The organism is Palleronia abyssalis, from assembly GCF_900302445.1.
Taxonomy (GTDB): Bacteria; Pseudomonadota; Alphaproteobacteria; order Rhodobacterales; family Rhodobacteraceae; genus Palleronia; species Palleronia abyssalis.
Genome location: NZ_ONZF01000004.1, coordinates 1 through 19,254, shown reverse-complemented (window position 1 = coordinate 19,254; position 19,254 = coordinate 1). Strand labels below are relative to the sequence as shown.

The following is a 19,254-nucleotide window of genomic DNA, read 5'->3' as shown; positions in this document are numbered from 1 at the left end:
ATGCTTCCCGACTTTTCCAATCCCGCCGACTGGCTGCCCTGGGCTTTCGCCTCTCTGATGGGTCTGTCGATCCTGGTCTACGTTGTGCTGGACGGCTTCGATCTGGGCGTCGGCATCCTGTTCCCCTTGGCCGAAAAGGCCGAGCAGGAGCGGATGATCGGCTCTATCGGGCCGTTCTGGGACGCGAATGAGACCTGGCTGGTGCTAGCCGTGGGGCTGCTGCTGGTGGCCTTCCCGACGGCGCACGGGATGATCCTGTCGACGCTTTACCTGCCGGTCTTCGCCATGCTTATCGGCCTGATCCTGCGCGGCGTCGCGTTCGAGTTCCGGGCCAAGGCGCGCGATCACCACAAGGCGCTGTGGAACCGTCTGTTCTTTGCAGGCTCGCTGACCACGGCACTGGCGCAGGGGTTCATGCTGGGCCTTTACGTCATGGGGCTGGAGAAGTCGGCCGAAACCTACCTTTTCGCGACACTCACGTCGGTCTTTCTTGCGGTGGGTTACGGCTTCATCGGCGCGGCGTGGCTGGTTCACAAGACGACCGATGCCCTACAGGCCAAGGCCCTGCGCTGGGCGCGGCGCAGCCTGTGGGGAATCATTGCGGGCGTAGGGGCCGTGTCGCTGGCCACACCGCTAGTGGATGACCGCATCTTCGCCAAGTGGTTCACCTATCCAGAGATCCTGTGGCTGATCCCCTTGCCGCTGATCTCTGGTACGCTGGTCGTAACGCTGTGGTGGATGCTGCGGCGGATGCCCTTCGCGGGCGACCGCTGGGACTGGTTGCCCTTCGCGACCTCCAGCGCCATCTTCGCGCTGGCTTACGTGGGGCTTGCCTACAGCTTCTACCCCTACGTAGTGCCGGAGCGGCTAACGATCTACGAGGCCGCCGCGGCGCCGGAAAGCCTGATCATCATTTTCGTCGGGGCCTGCTTCGTCGTGCCCATCATCATCGCCTACTCGGTGCTCGCCTACGTGATCTTCGGCGGCAAGGCGATCGAGCTGCGCTACGACTGACGCGCACCCGGTTACTCGATCACCACGACCCCGGCAAACCTGTCGCGCACCACATCGGTGATCAACGCCGACATGCGCCGGATCAGGTCGCGATGGGCTGATCGCCGTCGCCAGGCCAGTCCTATAGAACGCGTGACCCGATCCTTGCGGAACGGATGGATGATGACGTCGCCTGCCGTTGAGGACACCTCCGACCGGGCATAAAGGGCGGGCAGAAAGCTGATACCCATATCAAGGGCCGTCATCTGCCGCACCGCGTCCAAACTGGTGCCTTCATAATCGCGCCGCAGGTTCGCGCCCAACTCCTCGCACAGCGCTGCCACTTGCGTGTGCAAGCGGTAGGCGTCCGACAAGCCAAGCACGTCCAGCCCCGCAAGATCCGCGTCCGCGATGGTCTTTTGGGCAGCCAGCGGATGGTCCCGCGCCATCGCCAGCTTCAACGGCTCTCTGAACAGCCGCATGACTTCGGTATCCCCCGACGCCACCGGCAGTTGCGTCAGGATCAGGTCGTGCTGCCCGGTCAATAGCTCTTCCTGCAAAGCGACCGGTGTGGCGTCGCGCACGATCACCTTCAACGACGGATAGGCTGCGTGAAGCTGGCGCATGACGTGCGGCATCAAGTACGGCCCCAGCGTTGGGGTAGAGCCAAGGCGGATCGTCCCGCTGAACCCTTCGCGGGCGTCTTGGGCCAGCGTGCGCAGAATCTGTGCCTCGTCCAAGATCCTCCGCGCCTGTTCCAGTACCGTCCTGCCGTTCGGGGTCAGCACCGCACCGCGCTGGCCGCGTTCGACCAGTTCCAACCCAAGCACCTCTTCCAGTCCCACGATCTGCTGGCTGAGCGATGGCTGACTGATGCCGACCCGTTCGGCGGCGTGCCGGTAGTGGCGCGTGTCTGCAAGCGCCACGAAATAGGTCAGCTGTTTCAAAGTGACGTCAGCGGCCATGGGGCGTCCTTCTGCGACGGAAGCTGTCCGATTAATATAGGAAAAACCAATCGGACTTTCAGGTTGGTCTATATTTATCCAATCGCATCCCCAGCCCATATTCATCCTGTGGCCACGGTGGTCACCGCGAAACATTATCTACGGAGAAATCAAATGCATATGACGTCCGCCAGGAACCTGCCCTCCCTTCAGACGAGGGTCGCCAACCTGCGCCGGCGCCATCTCGATCTGGCGGCGCGCATCGAAGACGAATTGCAGCGGCCCGCCCCGTGCAGCATGTCCCTGCAGGACCTGAAGCGCCGTCGCCTGCGTCTGAAGGATCAGATCGCTCGCCACGAGACTGTCATGCGCAACCCAAACGGCGCGCAGTTCCCGCTGGGGGCGGCGTGACGGCCATGCTGTATTTCAATTTCCTGTTCCGCAACACCGGGATCGGCCGGATGCACAGCGCCGATCTAAAAGATATGCGAAGCGCTCTCTTACCGGACGACCCTGGTGTGCCCAACGACGCAGATGGGCCTGCGAGGACCAAAGACCACGCAAACGACGCATACCGTTATGACAGAGCATCCTGATTAGCACGTAAGCCGTCGAGGGAGGGGCAAAGCCCCTCTCACCCACCGAGCCGATCGGGCGGCCACCGATAAAGCACGTTTCCAGTAGTAGCTTAAGAGACTAGCGTGACCTGTTCCCTGTCGCGGTGGTTCGCAAAGGTGTCGTCCCCGGGCCGGACACCAATCTGCCATTCTAACTCGATAGTCATGTCGTCAAGAACATCCTTCGAGCCAAGCCTTCCAAAAACCATGTATCGAACGTGCTATGCCCAACTGCAGTTCAGGCATTCACGCTGAGTTCGTGATGCAGCGTAATGCTGCACGCAGGTGCGAATGTTGCCTTCGGAGAAGCCGCACTACAGTGAATATCGCGATGTTGAGTGTCCGGTATGGGCCGTCATCTACGGACCGAATGTGCCGTCATGCACTCTACAGCATAGCCCGCGGCCGCCATCGCCTTTTAGCACATCAATGAGGCCGGCTACGCCCTGTATGGATATTCCCTGACATCGTTTCCGGGCTGACACTGCAAGCCAGCAGCGGGTCGAATACTGCGTGCGTATTCCCGAAGCGATTGGGAACGTCGGCATGCCGCGCGTGTTCCATTCCTGCTAACCCGGTTCGGCGCACAGGTCGCCGAACTGCTTATACACTCCAAGGAAGGCGGGCGCATGAATGAACGAGGCAACTTGGTGCCACGCACAAGGCTAATGCGAGGCCCGATCGCTTTTCGCGCGGTGGCAATCGGGAGTATAGCAAGCCTTGCCGTGCACGGCGCCTTGGCCATCTTCGGGCGAAGCGCGGGGCGAAGCGCATTCGCGGCAATCAACGCGACCAGCCACATCGTGTATGGCCCGGCGGCGGGGGAAGTCGACGAAGCCGACCTTCCGCATACGGGTGTGGGGGCGGCGATCAATCACGGGGCCTCGATCTTCTGGGCAGTGCCGCTCGCGTGGTGGCTCGCTGCACGTCGCGAAACGTCGACGGCGGACATCGTCCGAGGCGCAGTGGCCACGGGCATCACCGCCGGGGTAATTGACTATGGCGTGGTGCCCCGCCGCCTGTCGCCGGGCTGGCACCTTGCGCTTCCCGCAAGGTCGGTCGCGGGAACTTTCGGAGCGCTTGCCGCGGGACTAGCGCTCGGCGCACTACTGACCCGCGGCTCAGGCAGAGTACCATCACGAAGAACGCGTGGAATTGTCTTTGGCCGGAAGCGACCATGATCCGTCGGCTCGTCGAATGGCAGCGAAGGGCAGCGAAGGGCCGGGAGCGACGACCGCCGCTGACTGCCAAGCGTCCGACCCGCTGCGTCGCCGCATGACCGCTTCGAGCCCAAACTACCCGCGGCAGTGGTAAAGAGCCTCGCCGTTGCGGCACGATCTCGTCTGACGCGACTTGAGCTACGGGCGATGTCGATCAGTCGAAACTCTGCTGACAATTTTGACTGAAGCCGCCAAGTCGGCGGCTCTGCCTCTCGTGCCCTTGGACGCGTTCTTCTACTTCTAAAGAACCGCGGGCGCTGTCCCTCCCGCCGCGAGAAGGCACACCACGATCCACGGCGGCGTTTTCCAGACGGTCAGCAGAACGAAGCCCACCAAGGCGAGGGCGAAGTCGCGCGAAGTGAAGATCGCGCTCGTCCAGACCGGGTCGTAAAGCGCCGCGCCGAGGATGCCGACCACCGCCGCGTTCGCGCCGCACAACGCCGCCTGAGCGCGCGGGCGGGTTCGAAACGTATCCCAGAATGGCAGCACGCCGATCAGCAGCAGGAAACCGGGAAGAAAGATTCCGACGAGCCCGATCACCGCGCCGATCGCGCCGTTCGGTTCAGGACCCAAGACGGCGCCGAGATAGGCGCCGAAGGTGAATAGAGGCCCCGGAACGGCCTGTGCCGCGCCATACCCGGCAAGAAACGCGTCCTCGCTTACCCAACCGGGCCGGACCACCCCCGCCTCGAGCAGCGGAAGAACGACATGGCCGCCACCGAACACCAGCGCGCCGGCTCGGTAGAAGGCGTCGAGCAGTTCGATCCCTTGAGATGACAGAGCTCCCGACAGGATTGGTAGAAGCAACAGCAAGACGAAGAAGAATCCGAGCGCCGCGGCTCCAACGCGCTTCGGCACGGCGAACGACAGTTGGTTTGCATTTGGCGCTACGGCGGCTCGGCAGAGCCATACACCAGCGATGCCGCCCATGACGATTGCCACGATCTGCCCGACGGAGCCGCCGGCGAAGACCACGATCAATATCGCCCCGAGGGCGATGCTGGCCCGTTGTCGATCGGGCGCGAGAGACCGCGCCATTCCCCAGACGGCTTGAGCGACCACGGCCACGGCGACGATCTTGAGGCCGTGTAGAAGGCCTGCGCCCACCGGACCTTCGAACGCGGAGGCGCCGTAAGCGAACAGCACCAGAAGCAGGGTAGACGGCAAGGTGAACGCCGCCCATGCCGCGGCCGCCCCGAACGGGCCGCCACGAAACAGCCCGAGCGCAAACCCGACCTGACTGCTGGCCGGACCGGGGAGGAACTGACAGAGGGCCACCAGATCGGCATAACCTGCTTCGTCGATCCACTTGCGCCGAAGGACCAGCTCGTCGCGGAAATAGCCGAGATGCGCGATCGGTCCGCCGAACGAGGTCAAGCCGAGCTTCAGGAATGCGCGAAAGACCTCTCCGGCCGCGCCGCGGGGGGCCGCGGCGTCAGGCGCCTCGGTCTTCGGGTGCGACCTCATGAAACAACTCCCTGATTTTCTCCCGCGCCATCGTCAGCGCCTCCATCCCGTAGGGCGTGGCGCGATAGATACGCCGTTGCGAGCGGCCCGCCCGCTCGACGCGGGAGGTCAGGTAGCCCTTGCGCTCCATCGCATGCAGCATCGGATAGAGCGTTCCGGGACTGATCCTGTATCCGTGATGTGCCAGCTCCTCGATCATCCAATTCCCGTAGAGGTTGCCCTCGGCGGCATGATGCAGCACGTGCGGCCGAATGAAGCCCGAAAGCAATTCCTGGTGTTCCATCTTGGGCTCGTCCCATGCTCCCCCTGCAATCGAAACCCGATATCGGGATCCGACTACAGCGAGGGTGGTTCCTCGTGCAACCCGTCTGGTGAGATCGGTGGGTGCAACGGAACATATCGACAGGAGGGCCTGCATGGCTAGCGAAGCAGGTCGAAATCCGCGTCACCACACCCAGCAGATGCAGACCCGTCTACAGGAGATGATGGATCACCTGCGCGCAGACATCGACAAGGTCGATGAGCCGCAGTTGGAGGCGATGTTAGAGACGGCCGCCGAAGTGCTGGGCGGGCTGAAGAAGGCGTTCAGCGACTACGAACAGAAGAACGAGAGCGCCTGGCGCGACTGAGCGCTGAGCTCGCGCTGGCCGCCGTCGAGGCGGCGAGTGCCTTTGGCTGCCTCTGGCATCACGGAAGCGGTTGCGTCTGACGGTTGATCAGATCGCCTTCTGGTTCACGCGCTTCGACAGCTCGGCGGCGCTTTCCTTCCGCTCGCTGTAGCGGTCCAGCAGGTAGGCCTTGCTGTCGCGGGTGAGGATCGTGAACTTCATCAGCTCTTCCATGACATCGACCATGCGGTCGTAGAATGGCGACGGCTTCATGCGGCCCGCCTCGTCGAACTCCAGAAACGCCTTCGGGGTGGAGGACTGGTTCGGGATGGTCAGAAGCCGCATCCAGCGGCCGAGGATGCGCAACTGGTTCACCGCGTTGAAGCTCTGCGAGCCGCCACTGACCTGCATGACGGCCAGCGTCTTGCCTTGCGTGGGCCGCACGCCGCCGAGGGACAGCGGTATCCAGTCGATCTGGGTTTTCATGATGCCGGTCATCGCGCCGTGACGCTCGGGCGAGCACCAGACCATGCCCTCGGACCACGTGACCAGATCGCGAAGCTCCTGCACCTTCGGATGATCTGCGTCGGCATCGTCGGGCAGGGGCAAGCCGGAGGGGCTATAGGTTCGGGTTTCGGCCCCGAACCTTGTCAGGATGCGGGCCGCTTCTTCTGTCATCAGGCGACTGAAGGAGCGTTCTCGCAATGAGCCGTACAGCAGCAGGATGCGCGGCGCGTGCGAGGCGTACTCGGTCGGTAGCAGACGATCCGTCTTGAGACGGTGGAAATGATGCTCGTCGAGGTTCGGTGTGTCAGGCAAGGCGGTATTCCTTCGCGTCGATCAGCGGCATATGGTCGAGCACTCTCTCGCTCGGGCAGCGGGGGCGCGCCCCCTTGGGCGAACTAACGATGGGCCGGGTGACGGGGTCGGGTGGTCCAGGATCACGTCGTCGCCATCCGAGGGGTCGAGCAGACCCAAATCCTCCGGCGGCGACTTCGCCGTGTGCAAGGCCGTGCACGGCGTCAGACCGGCCGATGCGAACAGCGCCACGAGTTGCGCGCGGGCCCTGCCAGTCTCGAGAGACCCTATGACCGCCGACGTCTCGCCGAAGGCCTCGATGATCGCCAGCACGTTGCGCGAGGTGCTACAGCCCGGATTGTGGTGGATGACGAAGTTCATCACGCGCCTTCCTCTGCGGGGAACCAGTGCTTCGTCCGGTTGGCGAAGGCGACGAGGGACAGCATCACCGGCACCTCGACGAGAACGCCGACGACCGTCGCCAGCGCAGCGCCCGAGCCGAGTCCGAACAGGCTGATCGCGACGGCCACTGACAGCTCGAAGAAGTTGGACGTGCCGATCAGGGCGCATGGGGCGGCAACGTTGAACGGGATGCCCCAGGCCAGCGCCGCGCCATATGCCACGAAGAAGATGCCGTACGACTGGATCAGCAAGGGCACGGCGATCAGCGCGATGATGAGCGGACGGTCGAGGATGACTTCGCCCTGGAACCCGAAGAGCAACACGACAGTGAACAGGAGCCCGATGACCGAGACTGGCTGAACACGGGCCTTGAATGCGTCGATCCCGGCCTCGCCGTTCCGTGCGATGAGTCTCCGTCGGGTCGCGTAGCCCGCCAGCAGCGGCAGCATGACGTAAAGGCCGACCGACAGCAGCAGCGTGTCCCATGGCACTACAATGTCCGTCATCCCCAGCAGGAACGCGACGATCGGCGCGAAGGCGAAGACCATGATCACGTCGTTCACGCTGACCTGCACCAGCGTGTAGGTCGGATCCCCGCGCGTCAGGTTCGACCAGACGAACACCATTGCCGTGCAGGGCGCAGCACCCAGCAGGATCACGCCCGCCAGGTAGGCCTGCGCGTCGTCCGGCGGGATCAGTCCGGCGAAGACATAGTTGAAGAACAGCACGCCCAGAGCCGCCATCGTAAAGGGCTTGATCAGCCAGTTCACCACCAGCGTGACCACGAGCCCCTTCGGCTTGTCGCCCACGCGTTTCAGCGAGCCGAAATCCACGCCGACCATCATCGGATAAACCATCGCCCAGATAAGGACGGCCACAGGCAGGTTGACCGAGGCGACCTCCAGCGCGGCCAACGCGCCGAAGAGGCCGGGGAATAGGTTCCCGAGCAGAAGTCCCGCACCGATGGCAAGCGCCACCCAGACCGAAAGCCAGCGCTCGAAGGTGCCCAGACCCGCCGCGGCGGAAAGTGAGGTGTCGGCCATTGCAGTGTTCCTATGATCGGGGGCAGGCAATCGCGTCGATGACGGGTTGGCACAACTCGGGGCGCCCGGCGCAGCAATCCTCCATCAGGAACGCCAGCAGCCCCCGCACGCCGTCCATGTCGGCGAAGTAGCGAATGCTGCGGCCCTCCCGCTCGTTCCGGATCAAGCCGGAGCGGGCCAGGATCGACAGGTTGGCCGACATCGTGTTCTGGCGCACGCCGAGGGTCTCGCCGATGTCGCCGGCTGACATGCCGGCTTCGCCAGCCTTGATGAGGAGGCGAAACACATCGAGCCGGGTTGGCTGGCTAAGGGCAGCGAATGCTTCAAGAGCGTCAGGCTTATCCATATATCATGAGTGGTGGATTCAATGAGTGCGTGTCAAGTCCAGTAGCCCTCTCGCGCGGGAAGGTCGGCTTTGTCCGCACAGCGGTCATTCAGGCACAAAAAAATGCTGCGCGATGGACGAATGGCCGGTTCGGTGAAGCTGCGTCGCGGCGTAGCCGAACCCAGCCAAGGTCCGCTGCGGGCCGATCGCGTTGGCGCTCACTCAAGGAGGAAGGGGCGGATTCCGGAAGTTCGCCGCTGGTGCGAGCGCACCTTAGCCCCGACGTGGAAGCGGACGTTCCGCCACTCCCGCCCCGCCCGATCTGAGTGATCGACCCTGACGGCGGCAAGCGGAAGTTCGCTGTTGTGGCGCAATCACATTGGTCGAGCGCAAGATCGCACCGCACATCCCGGTCTTAGACAAGTCTGGCCGCAGCGATGGCAGCTGGAGCCGGGCGGACTTCGAGTGGGACGCTGAGAACGACCAATACGTCTGCCCCGAGGGTCAGAAACTGAAGCAGTTCCGCCGGAAATACTACGACCCGAACCGGGGGCCGACCAGTGAGGGTCGGGCCAAATACCGCGCCCTGAAAATGACCTGCCAGGCCTGCACGTCGAAACAGCACTGCTGCCCGAACGCCGATGCCAGGTCCATTACCCGCGAGGAAGACGAAGATGCCCGCCAGAATGCCCGCGATATTGCCAGGACAGAGCAATACGCCGTCTCGATGAAGCTGCGGAAGAAGGTCGAGATGCTGTTCTGACGCATTCTGTCCTTTGGGAGCCTTACGGTCATGCAGGGGCCGTCTACGGCATTAGCTCAATAGAGGATTTGAACATGGGCGTTGGCATGCCAGACCCACCACCCAGCTTCAGCTGACAACGTTGTTGCAGGGTGACGGGCTTGAAGAGTAGAGTGGGTTCTAATATCAAAGAAAAGGAATTGCGTTGATGAGGTATGCTATCGCCACGATAGTTGCGCTATCCTGCTCTCCACTTTCAGCGCAACAACTGGATATGGACTTCCGAATTGTGGAGGATGACCAGGCCGCCGGATGCCTAGGAGCCACGGTTCAAGGCCTCGATCCGAACGGAGATGGCTTTCTGGCCGTTCGCACGGGTCCGGGGACGAATTACCGCAAGATCGACGAACTGCATAACGGCGACGGCGTTCGCCCGTGTGCCCAGAGCGGCAAGTGGTGGGGCGTGTATTACGGCAATCCCCGCCGTAAAGGCTGGGTCCATGGCAACTGGCTGGGGAGATGGGCAGGATAGCCTATTGGCCGAGATCCCGGAAGCTTCTTCCTTCAGGCAGGTAAGACCATGCGGCGCGAAAGATGAATTCCTCCTCGCAGCCACGGCCCGGAACCTCAGGAAACTGGCGAAGATCCTTCCCGCACCGCAGCAAGCGCAAAAAGCCTGATGCGAAAGGCGTGCGCATTTACCGGCCGTCGATTTCTGCGCTCGCGAACGGGTGTTTTCCCACAGAACCGACGGGGAGCTGCCGTTCGCTGCGGTTTGAATGAAGGTTCGGACTGCGGTCCAATAGGGCAGTTGTGTCGCTGACCTCTTTTAATAGCGGCACAACGTGTAAGAGTCCGGTACAGGCCAGCCGAGCCCGTACCGCTTGTTGGAGGTCCGCGCCGCTATGACCACTATGAGGCGTCCTGAACCATTTTAGGTAGCGCTTTACGGTCCGGTCGCGCTTAGCTCGGCTATGACGTTTAAGTTCCGTTGTCGACTCATTCCCGAAAGGATCTCCGATGAAATATTCTCCGATCGCGCTTTCTTTGTTCTTTTGGGGCAGCCTAGGTCTTGGCACGGCGAATGCGCAGGGCGTCATGTTTGAGTATTTCGCGACACTAAGCCCGCGTGATACCTACAGTTCGGAAGGCGTAGCCCTCAACAGCGTCTGCGCCATCGTTCAGCAGGATCGGGCGAATGTGCACAGATTTGGCAATCCCGACGGTGAGGAGCCGGATCCATTCTTCACGACCTCCGAGCGCCGAGCAATGATCCAGGGCAAGTGCGATTATGACCGTACTCACCACACTGTCGATCGTATCCGGAACCGAGTTATCGGGTTTGTCTTCGTGCGGGTCTATGGCTCCGGCGGGCAGGTCTCACGCGTGGAGATTCAGGAAGCTGCGGGTTAGATAACCTTTTCGGGATACTATCGTTTTTTTGGTGTAAGAGGTAGATCTCGGGGTTTTGGGCTGCGCTTCTGACTGGTCTGGCGGCACGCCCGAGACGGCTGCGTCCGGGTTTGCGCCGCAAATCGCAGCAGGCTGGCGCCTTGCCGCTCTCCTCAGAAAGCGCCCCGTACCGGACTGGTTCGTGACGATGCCGAATAGCATCCATCGGGGCAATTGACTCGATCGGCGAACGCAAGGTTACCTTGGGTCACCTTGTGTTTCCTTCCGCCATGGAGGTCCGACCTATGATGCGCTCCATCATATCTGCAACGGCTGTTATTCTCCTGACAGTCCAAACCAATGCCCAAGACCAAAACCAGATTCTTCCGAAGGACGGCGCCGCGGCGGAGGCGTCGCTGAGATCGCTCGGACGCGGGGACCGCGAAGGTGCCATTCGAGCTGTTCTCGAGGCACTCCCGAGCGAACCGACGGTCGAGGAGCTCGATCTCTATCCAGAGGCCATGGAGGCCCTTTGGCGGGCGGTCGCCTCCCGGATCGTCGTGATCGAGGACTCCGATCGCGTGGTGGCAGCGACCGATCCGGGCGGTACTCGAATGCTGATCGCTGATGGAGCCCCGGATGGCGATCGACGCCCGCTCACGTTGCATGACGCTCAAAGCGGCGCAATGATTGCCGAAATCGCTTCGGCTGAAATAGCCGAAAGCCCCACGGGTCTACGCGCAGATTCGGATCTTAGATTCTCGCCTGATGGAGCCTACGCATCAGCCAGCCTCTATGGTGGCGGTGTCATCGTCATCATCGATACGGTGACTGGTGAGCGAATCTTCGATGTGGCGATCGAAGACATGAAAAGACCTCTGGGCTTCTCGGATGATAGTCGACTGTTCGCGATCGGTGGTCCTAATGGCCTTGTGATTAGGGATAGCCGAAGCGGGGAATTGATTTTTGAGCGCAGCTTCGAGATGGCCAAAATAACTGGACCTACGACCTCCCGCGGAGTTTTAGGCTGGCTCTCCGACAAAAGCTTTCTTGTGGGCGAAACCGAACTTGGCGGAATTCTCGACATTGGAGAAGCCAACCTGCGCGGACTCGACGAGGAAAACCTCACCATTGGCGGACCCGCGATCGGAAATCTTCTCTTGTCGCTCTCGGACAAGGTAGGCCGTCTCGTCGAAATCGGACCAGGCATCGAAAAAACAGTGTTGGACGATTTTGATGTTGAGACCTACTCTTTCGCACGAGATCCCGGACGCGACGATTTCGTGCTCTCCGGGGATTCCGGTGCTATTGTAGCCTCCAAAGAGACAGGCCTAAGGTCCGTGATGCCGGGCTCTCCTATGCCGGCCTTCTTGACGCGTGGTGGAGAGGCCATCGTATGGCCGGCGAACTTATATGCCGCGAACGCTGAGGATCTCCAGCTTGTTGTACGTGACCTGGACGGTCATCTGATCGACCCGATAGCGCAGGATTATGGTCCCTTCGGTGCGATGGTCTTCTCCACGGAGGGCGATCTTCTGGGGGTCTCTTCTTTGGGAGAGAACAGCGGACCTCGCTATCGCGGCAAGGGCGTCCCGACTGGTATGGACCTGTTTGATTTGGCCGTTTCCATCGTTCCGGATGCGGCACAAGGAGCAGGAATATCGGCGGTCAATACGGCTCTCAATCTGTCGGCTGACGATGCATCCCGAGACTTCGCGCGGATTGCCGCGCGTCACTTGGCGGCCGGGCAGAAACAGGAGGCGATCATCGCCTCGCTGAAAGGGATACCGGCCAACCCATCAGCGAGCGATCTCGAACGGTTCGATGAGGCGCACAGGATGCTGCGGAGGTCCTACGCGGCTCGCCCCGCCATCCTCGAAGATCGACAGCAGGCCATCTACGTCGTCAATCGCACAGGATCGCGCGGCGTCGTGATGCAACCTCGGCCCGATCAGCAGTCGTTTTCAGCACATCTGGTCGACGTTGAACTCGGCGAGATCGTCGTAGCGATCACCCATGCTGACCTTCCCGCCACCAACTTCAACACGCTGTCGACGGTCTTTTTCTCCCCGGACGGATCGCAGTTCATCCTGCTTCCCGAAACCCGCGACAGGGTCTCTATTTTCCGGTCGAGCGACGGCACGCTCGTCAGGGATTTGATGATCCCCGATCTTGTTTACGATGAGTTTCAAAGAGATTCCGTATTTAGCGGTGGCTTTTCTCCTGACGGGCGATTGGTTGCCGCCGGTAATGATGGCCGCATCATGCTGTTCGCAGCGGATACTGGCGAAATGGTCGAAGAGGTGCCGGTTCCCGCGGATCTTGTAAGTCCCAATCCGATGGGATGGGGCGGCGACGGACGGCTCTTCATTTCCGGGATGAAGCTTATGATGTCCGGTGGTGTGCCCGGACAACCGGGCATGCCTGGAGAGATACCCGGAAGGCCTGAAGTGCCCGGTGGGATACCTGCCCGACCGGATATCTCGGGAGGAGTACCCGGAAGACCAGACATTTCCCCGACGGAAATCCTGATCTACAAGAACGGGTCTTTCATCGATCGGTTTGCCTTGCCGCCAGGAACCGGCGCGGTCGCCGGACAGTCGATATGGCCATCGCCGCATGGTGAAGCCTTTATCCTGACCGGCGAATCCAGCGTTCTTTTCGACGAAGGCGGTGGCGAGATCCTGACCATTCCCGGTGGACGTCCCGTATACTGGACCCGCGAAGGCTCGGCCGTCGTCATCGTGACGCAGTCGGGCAATTCAGAGGGCGGGATCACTGTCGTGGACCTCGACGGAAACGAACTCCCACCTGAACCTGGAGATTATGCCCCGATGGATGCGGCATCATACAGCATAGACGGCCATAGGCTCTCTTATGGTCCCCCTCGAATTACGTTCGACTGGGGGGCCGAGGATGTTCCGGATGGCGCTCAGTTGGTCGACCTCGTCTGGTCTGGCCTTTCCCAGGACGTCCAGGATCAAATCCAATCCGAGCGAGTGCAACCTCGGTGACCCAAGCGCGGAAGGTGCATGCAGAGGCAACGATGCACTGCGTCAAGAGTCGGCCGTCGGGACTGTCGTAAACCGCTGTTGACCGAAATTGTCGCAAGCCTTGGGGCATACGGACATAAGCCCGGGGTGACGTCCGGCAGGCAGACTTAATTGCCTCTTAGTGCGCATAGCTGACCTCCGACCGTTACCGCGGTTCGCAAATGCGGCGAACGGCAGCTTTCAGTGGCCGCGATGCAGCACATTAAGCTGATGACGAATTTCGGCTTCGGTGAAGGTTTTCTGATGCGGATCGCGGCGAAACGTTGCGCACTGGCGGGACCACGACCCGTGTTGGAAAACCTCCCAAGGAGGAAGCCGCGGGGGTCTTGGCGCAATCTATGGGGAAAGTACGCGGACGGGCGAGGCAGCGACTGCTTCAGGGGTGCGGCTGAAGGTTCGCATGGCGCCTGAGACGGGGGCAAACTCGTTCGGTGATCCCGACAAAGCTGCTGGTTGCGCCGTGATTGCCGCCGTGTGTCGTGCCGCGGAACGATAAGCGCACGCGGGCTTGGCCGGATCTGCGAGGCACAGCCGTTGCTGTTCTGTGGCGGACGATAGGGGGTGTGTCATGCTGCCTGCTCCCTCGGAGGTGCGCGCGACATTGGTTTCTGTCCTCGCCTGAAGATCTCAATGATGCGCATGGGCCCGCCGCAGCAGGGGCATGGCTCGCGCAGGGTGAGCGGAGCCTCGGCCTGTGGTTCCGGCACGGCGACCTGTTCAGGCTGTTGGACGCAGAGCAAGGCGCGGGCCTTTCTGATGTTGGCCTTGCGGGCCGAGCTGGCCAGCAGACCGTAATGCCGGATGCGGTGGAAGTTGTCGGGCAGGACGTGGATCAGGAAGCGGCGGATGAACTCGGGCGTGGCCAGTCGCATGACCTTTTGCCGGTCCCCGGATTTTACGCGGTAATCCTTCCAGCGGAAGGCGACGGTCTGGGCATCGGCGCTGATCAGGCGGGCGTTCGAGATCGCCACCCGGTGGGTATAGCGGCTCAGGTAGGCCAGCACGGTGTCGGGTCCTCCGAAGGGCGGCTTGGCATAGACCACCCATTCGGTTTTGCGGAAGGGGGCGAGCTAGGCGGTGAAGGTGTCAGCATCGGCCAACTCGGCCAGATCGCCGAAGAAGGCCAGCTGACCGGCGCGGTGCAGATCCCTCAGCCCGTCCAGAAACAGGCGTCGAAACAGCCGCGATAGAACCCGCACATGCAGGAAGAACCCCGGCTTGCAGGCAACCCACCTAGTGCCGTCGGGCGACAGGCCGCCACCCGGAACGATCATGTGGATGTGCGGGTGGTGCGTCAGCGCCGATCCCCAGATGTGCAGCACGCTGGTCATGCCCACGCGCGCGCCCATGCGCTTGGGATCGGCCGCGATGGTTATCACCGTTTGCGCCGATGCCTTGAACAGCAGCCCGTAGACCGCCTTCTTGTTCCAGAACGCGATCCGCGCGATCTCCGCCGGAAGGGTGAAAACGACGTGGAAGTATTCCACGGGCAGCAGGTCTTCGGCCCGCCGCCATCCAGTCGCGCGCCGCCGGTCCCTGACATTTCGGGCAGTGGCGGTTCTTGCAGGAATTGTAGGCAATATGGTGATGGCCGCACTTGGCACAGCCGGCAACATGCCCGCCGAGCGCCTCGGTCCGGCAGGCCTCGATCGCTGACATCACCTTGAGCTGGGACAGGCTGATACGCCCGGCATTGGCCTGTCGCCACGCAGGACCATGGGCACGGAAGATGTCAGCAATCTCCAGCTTTGGCCGGGCCACCCCGGCGCCCGGTCACTCCAGACTTCGCTTCACCGTCTGATCCTGCAACCTGGCCAGCATCTCGTAGGGGCTGACCGTGTCGCGGATCGTCTCTCCTCTCGTGACATTGCTGCGCAATGCACTGCCGGGCAGTGAGTGGCCACATGGGTGTATCGCGCGGTGGTCGTCAGCTCGGGCCGTGGCCGAGGAGCACCTGGATCACCCGCACGTCCATGTTGGCCTCCAACAGGTGCGTCGCGAAGCTGTGGCGCAGCGTGTGCAAGGTGGCGGGCTTCTTGACCCCGGCCATGTGTTTGGCCGAGGTGAAAACGCGGTTCAGTTGGCGCGGTGAGATCGGGTTGATCTTCGGCTTGCCCCCTCTCAGCGAATGCGTGCATTCGCCTGCCGGGCAGCGGGGAACAGCCAACCCTCCGGCCGGGCCTCGCGCCACCAGGCGCGCAACAGCTCCAGCAATCCGGGCGACAGCATGACCTTGCGGTCCTTCTGGCCCTTGCCCTGCTCGACGTGGATCAGCATCCGGTCGCTGTCGATGCCGCCGATCTTGAGGTTGCAGACCTCGGCCGCCCGGAGCCCCGCGCCGTAGGAGATGCTGAGCGCGGCACGATACTTGAGCCCGGGCCCCGGCGCCGCCATCAAGATGTCGGACACCTCCTCGACGCTGAACACGACCGGCAGTTTCCGCGGTTCGGTGCGGAATTGCATGTAACGCTTCATCTCCTCCCGCCCGCAGGTCATGCCGAAGAAGAACCGCAGTGCCACGATCCGCACGTTGAACGTCGATGGCGTGACCCCGGTGTCCGTCATGTGGAGCTGGTAGGCGCGCAGATCATCCGGCGTCGCCGCGTCGGGCGGTCGTCCAAGGAAGGCCGCAAAATCCTTGATCGCCCGAAGATGGGACTTCTGCGCTTTGTCGACCATTCCGCGGATGCGCATGTCTTCGATCATCCGCTGGCGCAGCGGTGTTACTCTCTCCTCCGTCATGGGAACCTCCTGTCTGATGATTGAGAAGGTCCCAATCGTCAGCCAGGTCGGCCGCATCACAAAATGCTCAACGTTACAGGCGGCTCACGCCATAAGCCAAAAGCGCCAATGCCGCGGAGCGGCTTCGTCCGTGGGCCTTGAGCGGACCCGGTCGATTCGAGCGCCGAAGGTCAGCTGTGGTGAAGGTTTTCTAACGCAGGTCGTGGTCGCGTGAGCCAGCAGCATTCCGCCGCGACCCGCATCGGAAAACCTACACCATTGCCGACCTTGGGATTGGGTGACCACGCCGCGGCGCAGCTTCACCGTAGCGGTCGTTCTTGCGTCGCGCAGCATTTTCCGACGGCCAGAGACCGCTGAGCGGACCTTCCGGTAGTCCGCTGCAAACGCAGCATGCGGCTCTTTGCGTGACGGCAAAGCGTAGGAACCGGGCGTTGGCAAATCTTGGCGAGCCACGGATTTGTGCAGCGTGGAAAGGTGGTCATGAGCCCGGATTGCGCGAGGCTGTCATATCGATGACCGCGGGGTATCCCTAAAAATTCTGCAACCAAAAGGGGCGTGCAGACGTATCTCGAGATACACTTAGAAGGCAGTCATGCAAAGACCTTGTCGCTCTCAAACTATTTGATGGATCTTCAGGTCATTCTAGTCAAGGATGAACTTAGCAGCCTTGGAGGCCGAACGCGTCTTGCAAATATTTCGACTTTTCCGTTCTTATTCCGCGCGATCATCAATGTCAATGTCAATGTCAATGTCAATGTCAATGTCAAGAGGATATCGCAACATTGAAAGAATCTATACGTCAAATTGAGAATTTACTCCGACTGGACGCTGATAATCTTTATCTGAAGCTCGCCAATAGTGACGGGCTTGTTGCTTTTGGAGCCAGTGAAGGCAATGAAGAAACAGGAAAGGCGCTCGGCCGCACTATTCTTGCGGATCACATCGTCGAACTTCGTGGACAATTATGCAGCCGCGATGAAGTTAGGGAGTTCATTAAGTCGAACGAAGAAATTGTGTCGCGCGATGTAATTCTTGCTGTCTTAGATGTTGCACTGTCGGCATTAGGCGGTCCCCCAGTTTTCGTTGTTACTGCCCTTATTATTAAATTTGGACTGCGCAAGATTTGTGAAGGCAAAGTTCCTCGGTGAAGTTTAATATGCTTTCGACGGCTCAACTATTTTCAGAAATCACCTCGCATCTCCGCTCCAATATCGATTCACTCGCTGCTCGACACAGCGCGACCATCGCTTTGCGCCCGTTCGAAAGCCATGGAATTCAGGTAAGCGTTCGAAGGCTTGCGCCCAATAACTACAAGATCTACTTCCCGCTTGGACTTCTTGATCGCTTTATCTTGCTGTCTAGTCTTTTTAGATTCTCTACTAAGATTGATCCAGTCGATCATGTTCAATCTTACACTGACAGGCGGCAAATCGAATTTCACATTCCAACCAGGCTCAAGCTAGTTTTTGATCCGAATGAGGCATTTTGCCAAGAGACGGCCCAGAGTCTTGCCATGGAATACTGCAATCATCCGGCGGATTTTACCTTGATCCAATCGGTGTTTGACTTTGTAAATTTTCTTCTTCACCACGAACTTGGCCATGTAAGCCTTGGCCATCTCGAATATTTTGAATATTGCAGATCTAATGACAGTGAGATGACGAGCGACACACTGGGATATTCAGAATTCGACTTTAGGCAGGGGTATGAGGTCGCGGCTGATCAATTTGCGGCAATGTACTTTGCGCCGAGTGTCATAGCAAAGACGCAACTTTTTAAGAAGCATGGTCTACCCCCTAGCGCGGCCTTGAGCGAATCAATTATCACAATTGCACTTCTGGTTTCGTTATTTGACATAAGGAGTAGGTCTTTAGATATCGCGAGCGCAGAGTTTCACCCGCACCCCATACTTCGATATTCAATTATTAATTTTGCAATTGCTGAAGCACTGGAGGCTGACGGCCAAAAGGATCTCTCCGACGAGTACTGGAGATTAACACGTAAGTGGGCGGACTCGGTTTCTGCGAGGATTCATGGAATTTATTTGTCAGAAATGCTCAGGGAGCAAAGGTCCGTCGACCTTCCAGAGGGAACAGTCCCAATATGCCCACTCAGATTTGACAAGAATCCGATAAATGAAAGTATATTTTGGGACTATCTTACCCGAACGGCTGAGCGAGGGCGGCGCATGGATATGCGCATAAACTTGCACAAGGAGTTTAATTTTTTTGGGCTCGCCGGTTTAAGAGAAGAGTTTAATAAAGATTTGTTAACCCGATGGAAGCACGTTAAGGATCGCGCACGATCTACATCTATCGTTAGGGATAAAGTGTCGGCAGGCGCAAGGTTCACTTCTTTTTACGGCCCAATTCGGGGTTGCGAGGAATAAACACCCTTCCGCCCCACAGCCGATCGCGACCCGCGCAGTAAAGGTCGGCTTTTTCAGATCCAAGCCGATAGGAACTTCGGATTGGCACCAGGCGCCCCAGCGCTTGGTGCGACCTGCAGGTTGGGGCTGGCCTGCCCCAATCGGGAGGTCCGGTTTCAGTCTTAGTGCATGACGGGACTCGGCGCTACGGCCGGAGTGGCCGGCGAAGCGGCTCCGGATTGCGGAGCCGGCCACTGCACCACCTCGGGTGCTGGGGGCCGGTAGCCCAAGGATGAGTGCGGTCGCTTCGTGTTGTAATGCCTGCGCCAGCTCTCGATAATGATCTTGGCTTCGGCGAGGCTATAGAAGATCTCGCCGTTCAGCAGCTCGTCGCGGAGCTTCGAGTTGAAGCTCTCACAGTAGCCGTTCTCCCAAGGACTGCCGGGCTCGATGAATGCTGTCTTCGCTCCCATGGCATTGATCCAGTCCCGAACAGCTTTGGCGATGAACTCCGGGCCGTTGTCCGAGCGAACATGACCG

Annotated in this window: 16 protein-coding genes and 3 pseudogenes; 9 read left to right on the top strand and 10 right to left on the bottom strand. The window is 60.5% G+C overall.

The window, feature by feature from the left end; translation table 11 throughout:
• Complete coding sequence (locus PAA8504_RS10280) at window positions 1-1,014, top strand: cytochrome d ubiquinol oxidase subunit II (protein WP_108894109.1); 1,014 nt, start codon at window positions 1-3, stop codon at window positions 1,012-1,014.
• Window positions 1,015-1,025: 11 nt separating this feature from the next.
• Here the strand turns inward: PAA8504_RS10280 and PAA8504_RS10275 are convergent, their stop codons facing one another.
• Window positions 1,026-1,958, bottom strand: a complete 933-nt coding sequence (locus PAA8504_RS10275; protein ID WP_108894108.1) for a hydrogen peroxide-inducible genes activator — start codon at window positions 1,956-1,958, stop codon at window positions 1,026-1,028.
• Window positions 1,959-2,111: 153 nt separating this feature from the next.
• Here PAA8504_RS10275 and PAA8504_RS10270 point away from each other — a divergent pair, with 153 nt between their 5' ends.
• Window positions 2,112-2,348, top strand: a complete 237-nt coding sequence (locus tag PAA8504_RS10270) for a YdcH family protein (RefSeq protein ID WP_108894107.1) — start codon at window positions 2,112-2,114, stop codon at window positions 2,346-2,348.
• 1,666 nt (window positions 2,349-4,014) lie between these two features.
• On the opposite strand, the gene chrA is transcribed toward PAA8504_RS10270, so the two are convergent.
• The gene (gene chrA, locus PAA8504_RS10265; RefSeq protein WP_108894106.1) at window positions 4,015-5,241 is read right to left on the bottom strand and encodes a chromate efflux transporter; all 1,227 of its coding nucleotides are present in this window, start codon (window positions 5,239-5,241) and stop codon (window positions 4,015-4,017) included.
• Complete coding sequence (locus PAA8504_RS10260; RefSeq protein ID WP_108894105.1) at window positions 5,210-5,524, bottom strand: PadR family transcriptional regulator; 315 nt, start codon at window positions 5,522-5,524, stop codon at window positions 5,210-5,212. Before PAA8504_RS10260 ends, chrA begins: the two co-directional genes overlap by 32 nt.
• Window positions 5,525-5,657: 133 nt before the next feature.
• Between PAA8504_RS10260 and PAA8504_RS10255 the strand changes: the two genes are divergently transcribed.
• Entirely contained in the window at window positions 5,658-5,870 is a 213-nt protein-coding gene (locus PAA8504_RS10255; RefSeq protein WP_108894104.1) for a hypothetical protein, read from the top strand.
• A gap of 87 nt (window positions 5,871-5,957) precedes the next feature.
• On the opposite strand, the gene arsH is transcribed toward PAA8504_RS10255, so the two are convergent.
• The 4 genes from arsH to PAA8504_RS10235 are packed head-to-tail and all read right to left on the bottom strand — an operon-like array spanning window position 5,958 to window position 8,438.
• Complete coding sequence (gene arsH, locus PAA8504_RS10250; RefSeq protein ID WP_108894103.1) at window positions 5,958-6,668, bottom strand: arsenical resistance protein ArsH; 711 nt, start codon at window positions 6,666-6,668, stop codon at window positions 5,958-5,960.
• A 21-nt stretch (window positions 6,669-6,689) separates the two neighbouring features.
• Window positions 6,690-7,028 carry a thioredoxin domain-containing protein gene (locus PAA8504_RS10245; RefSeq protein WP_219928921.1) on the bottom strand — a complete coding sequence of 113 codons (339 nt, stop codon included), beginning with the start codon at window positions 7,026-7,028 and terminating at the stop codon, window positions 6,690-6,692.
• On the bottom strand, window positions 7,028-8,092 hold the full coding sequence (gene arsB / locus PAA8504_RS10240; RefSeq protein WP_108894102.1) for an ACR3 family arsenite efflux transporter: 1,065 nt from the start codon (window positions 8,090-8,092) through the stop codon (window positions 7,028-7,030). Before arsB ends, PAA8504_RS10245 begins: the two co-directional genes overlap by 1 nt.
• A gap of 10 nt (window positions 8,093-8,102) precedes the next feature.
• Window positions 8,103-8,438: an ArsR/SmtB family transcription factor gene (locus PAA8504_RS10235; protein WP_108894101.1), complete on the bottom strand. Its 336-nt coding sequence runs from the start codon at window positions 8,436-8,438 to the stop codon at window positions 8,103-8,105.
• A 358-nt stretch (window positions 8,439-8,796) separates the two neighbouring features.
• Between PAA8504_RS10235 and PAA8504_RS10230 the strand changes: the two are divergent.
• The 4 genes and pseudogenes from PAA8504_RS10230 to PAA8504_RS10215 form a co-directional block, all read left to right on the top strand.
• A pseudogene (locus PAA8504_RS10230) lies at window positions 8,797-9,177 on the top strand (IS5/IS1182 family transposase); the annotation flags it as partial.
• A gap of 190 nt (window positions 9,178-9,367) precedes the next feature.
• Window positions 9,368-9,691 carry an SH3 domain-containing protein gene (locus tag PAA8504_RS10225; RefSeq protein ID WP_108894100.1) on the top strand — a complete coding sequence of 108 codons (324 nt, stop codon included), beginning with the start codon at window positions 9,368-9,370 and terminating at the stop codon, window positions 9,689-9,691.
• A gap of 488 nt (window positions 9,692-10,179) precedes the next feature.
• Window positions 10,180-10,572, top strand: coding sequence for a hypothetical protein (locus PAA8504_RS10220; RefSeq protein ID WP_108894099.1), 393 nt, complete (start codon window positions 10,180-10,182; stop codon window positions 10,570-10,572).
• A 284-nt stretch (window positions 10,573-10,856) separates the two neighbouring features.
• Window positions 10,857-13,565, top strand: a complete 2,709-nt coding sequence (locus tag PAA8504_RS10215) for a WD40 repeat domain-containing protein (RefSeq protein WP_108894098.1) — start codon at window positions 10,857-10,859, stop codon at window positions 13,563-13,565.
• A 605-nt stretch (window positions 13,566-14,170) separates the two neighbouring features.
• Here PAA8504_RS10215 and PAA8504_RS10210 read toward each other — a convergent pair.
• Together PAA8504_RS10210 and PAA8504_RS10205 are read right to left on the bottom strand one after the other, a co-directional pair.
• Window positions 14,171-15,365, bottom strand: a pseudogene (locus tag PAA8504_RS10210) (IS91 family transposase).
• 12 nt (window positions 15,366-15,377) lie between these two features.
• Window positions 15,378-16,346: pseudogene (locus PAA8504_RS10205) on the bottom strand (tyrosine-type recombinase/integrase).
• A 782-nt stretch (window positions 16,347-17,128) separates the two neighbouring features.
• Between PAA8504_RS10205 and PAA8504_RS21785 the strand changes: the two are divergent.
• Together PAA8504_RS21785 and PAA8504_RS21780 are read left to right on the top strand one after the other, a co-directional pair.
• Window positions 17,129-17,494: a hypothetical protein gene (locus tag PAA8504_RS21785; protein WP_146190481.1), complete on the top strand. Its 366-nt coding sequence runs from the start codon at window positions 17,129-17,131 to the stop codon at window positions 17,492-17,494.
• 8 nt (window positions 17,495-17,502) lie between these two features.
• Window positions 17,503-18,735, top strand: coding sequence for a hypothetical protein (locus PAA8504_RS21780; RefSeq protein ID WP_146190480.1), 1,233 nt, complete (start codon window positions 17,503-17,505; stop codon window positions 18,733-18,735).
• Between the two features lie 161 nt (window positions 18,736-18,896).
• Here PAA8504_RS21780 and PAA8504_RS10200 read toward each other — a convergent pair.
• On the bottom strand, window positions 18,897-19,254 hold a 358-nt coding region (locus PAA8504_RS10200; protein WP_146190479.1), incomplete at its 5' end, for an integrase core domain-containing protein.

What these genes read in the sequence shown, in the direction of transcription:
- PAA8504_RS10235 (WP_108894101.1), bottom strand. Translation starts at nt 8,438, where the DNA reads ATGGATAAGCCTGACGCTCTTGAAGCATTCGCTGCCCTTAGCCAGCCA.
- chrA (WP_108894106.1), bottom strand. Translation starts at nt 5,241, where the DNA reads ATGAGGTCGCACCCGAAGACCGAGGCGCCTGACGCCGCGGCCCCCCGC.
- PAA8504_RS21780 (WP_146190480.1), top strand. Translation starts at nt 17,503, where the DNA reads ATGCTTTCGACGGCTCAACTATTTTCAGAAATCACCTCGCATCTCCGC.
- PAA8504_RS10215 (WP_108894098.1), top strand. Translation starts at nt 10,857, where the DNA reads ATGATGCGCTCCATCATATCTGCAACGGCTGTTATTCTCCTGACAGTC.
- PAA8504_RS10270 (WP_108894107.1), top strand. Translation starts at nt 2,112, where the DNA reads ATGCATATGACGTCCGCCAGGAACCTGCCCTCCCTTCAGACGAGGGTC.
- PAA8504_RS10260 (WP_108894105.1), bottom strand. Translation starts at nt 5,524, where the DNA reads ATGGAACACCAGGAATTGCTTTCGGGCTTCATTCGGCCGCACGTGCTG.
- PAA8504_RS10220 (WP_108894099.1), top strand. Translation starts at nt 10,180, where the DNA reads ATGAAATATTCTCCGATCGCGCTTTCTTTGTTCTTTTGGGGCAGCCTA.
- PAA8504_RS10280 (WP_108894109.1), top strand. Translation starts at nt 1, where the DNA reads ATGCTTCCCGACTTTTCCAATCCCGCCGACTGGCTGCCCTGGGCTTTC.
- PAA8504_RS10275 (WP_108894108.1), bottom strand. Translation starts at nt 1,958, where the DNA reads ATGGCCGCTGACGTCACTTTGAAACAGCTGACCTATTTCGTGGCGCTT.
- PAA8504_RS10225 (WP_108894100.1), top strand. Translation starts at nt 9,368, where the DNA reads ATGAGGTATGCTATCGCCACGATAGTTGCGCTATCCTGCTCTCCACTT.
- PAA8504_RS10245 (WP_219928921.1), bottom strand. Translation starts at nt 7,028, where the DNA reads ATGAACTTCGTCATCCACCACAATCCGGGCTGTAGCACCTCGCGCAAC.
- PAA8504_RS10255 (WP_108894104.1), top strand. Translation starts at nt 5,658, where the DNA reads ATGGCTAGCGAAGCAGGTCGAAATCCGCGTCACCACACCCAGCAGATG.
- arsB (WP_108894102.1), bottom strand. Translation starts at nt 8,092, where the DNA reads ATGGCCGACACCTCACTTTCCGCCGCGGCGGGTCTGGGCACCTTCGAG.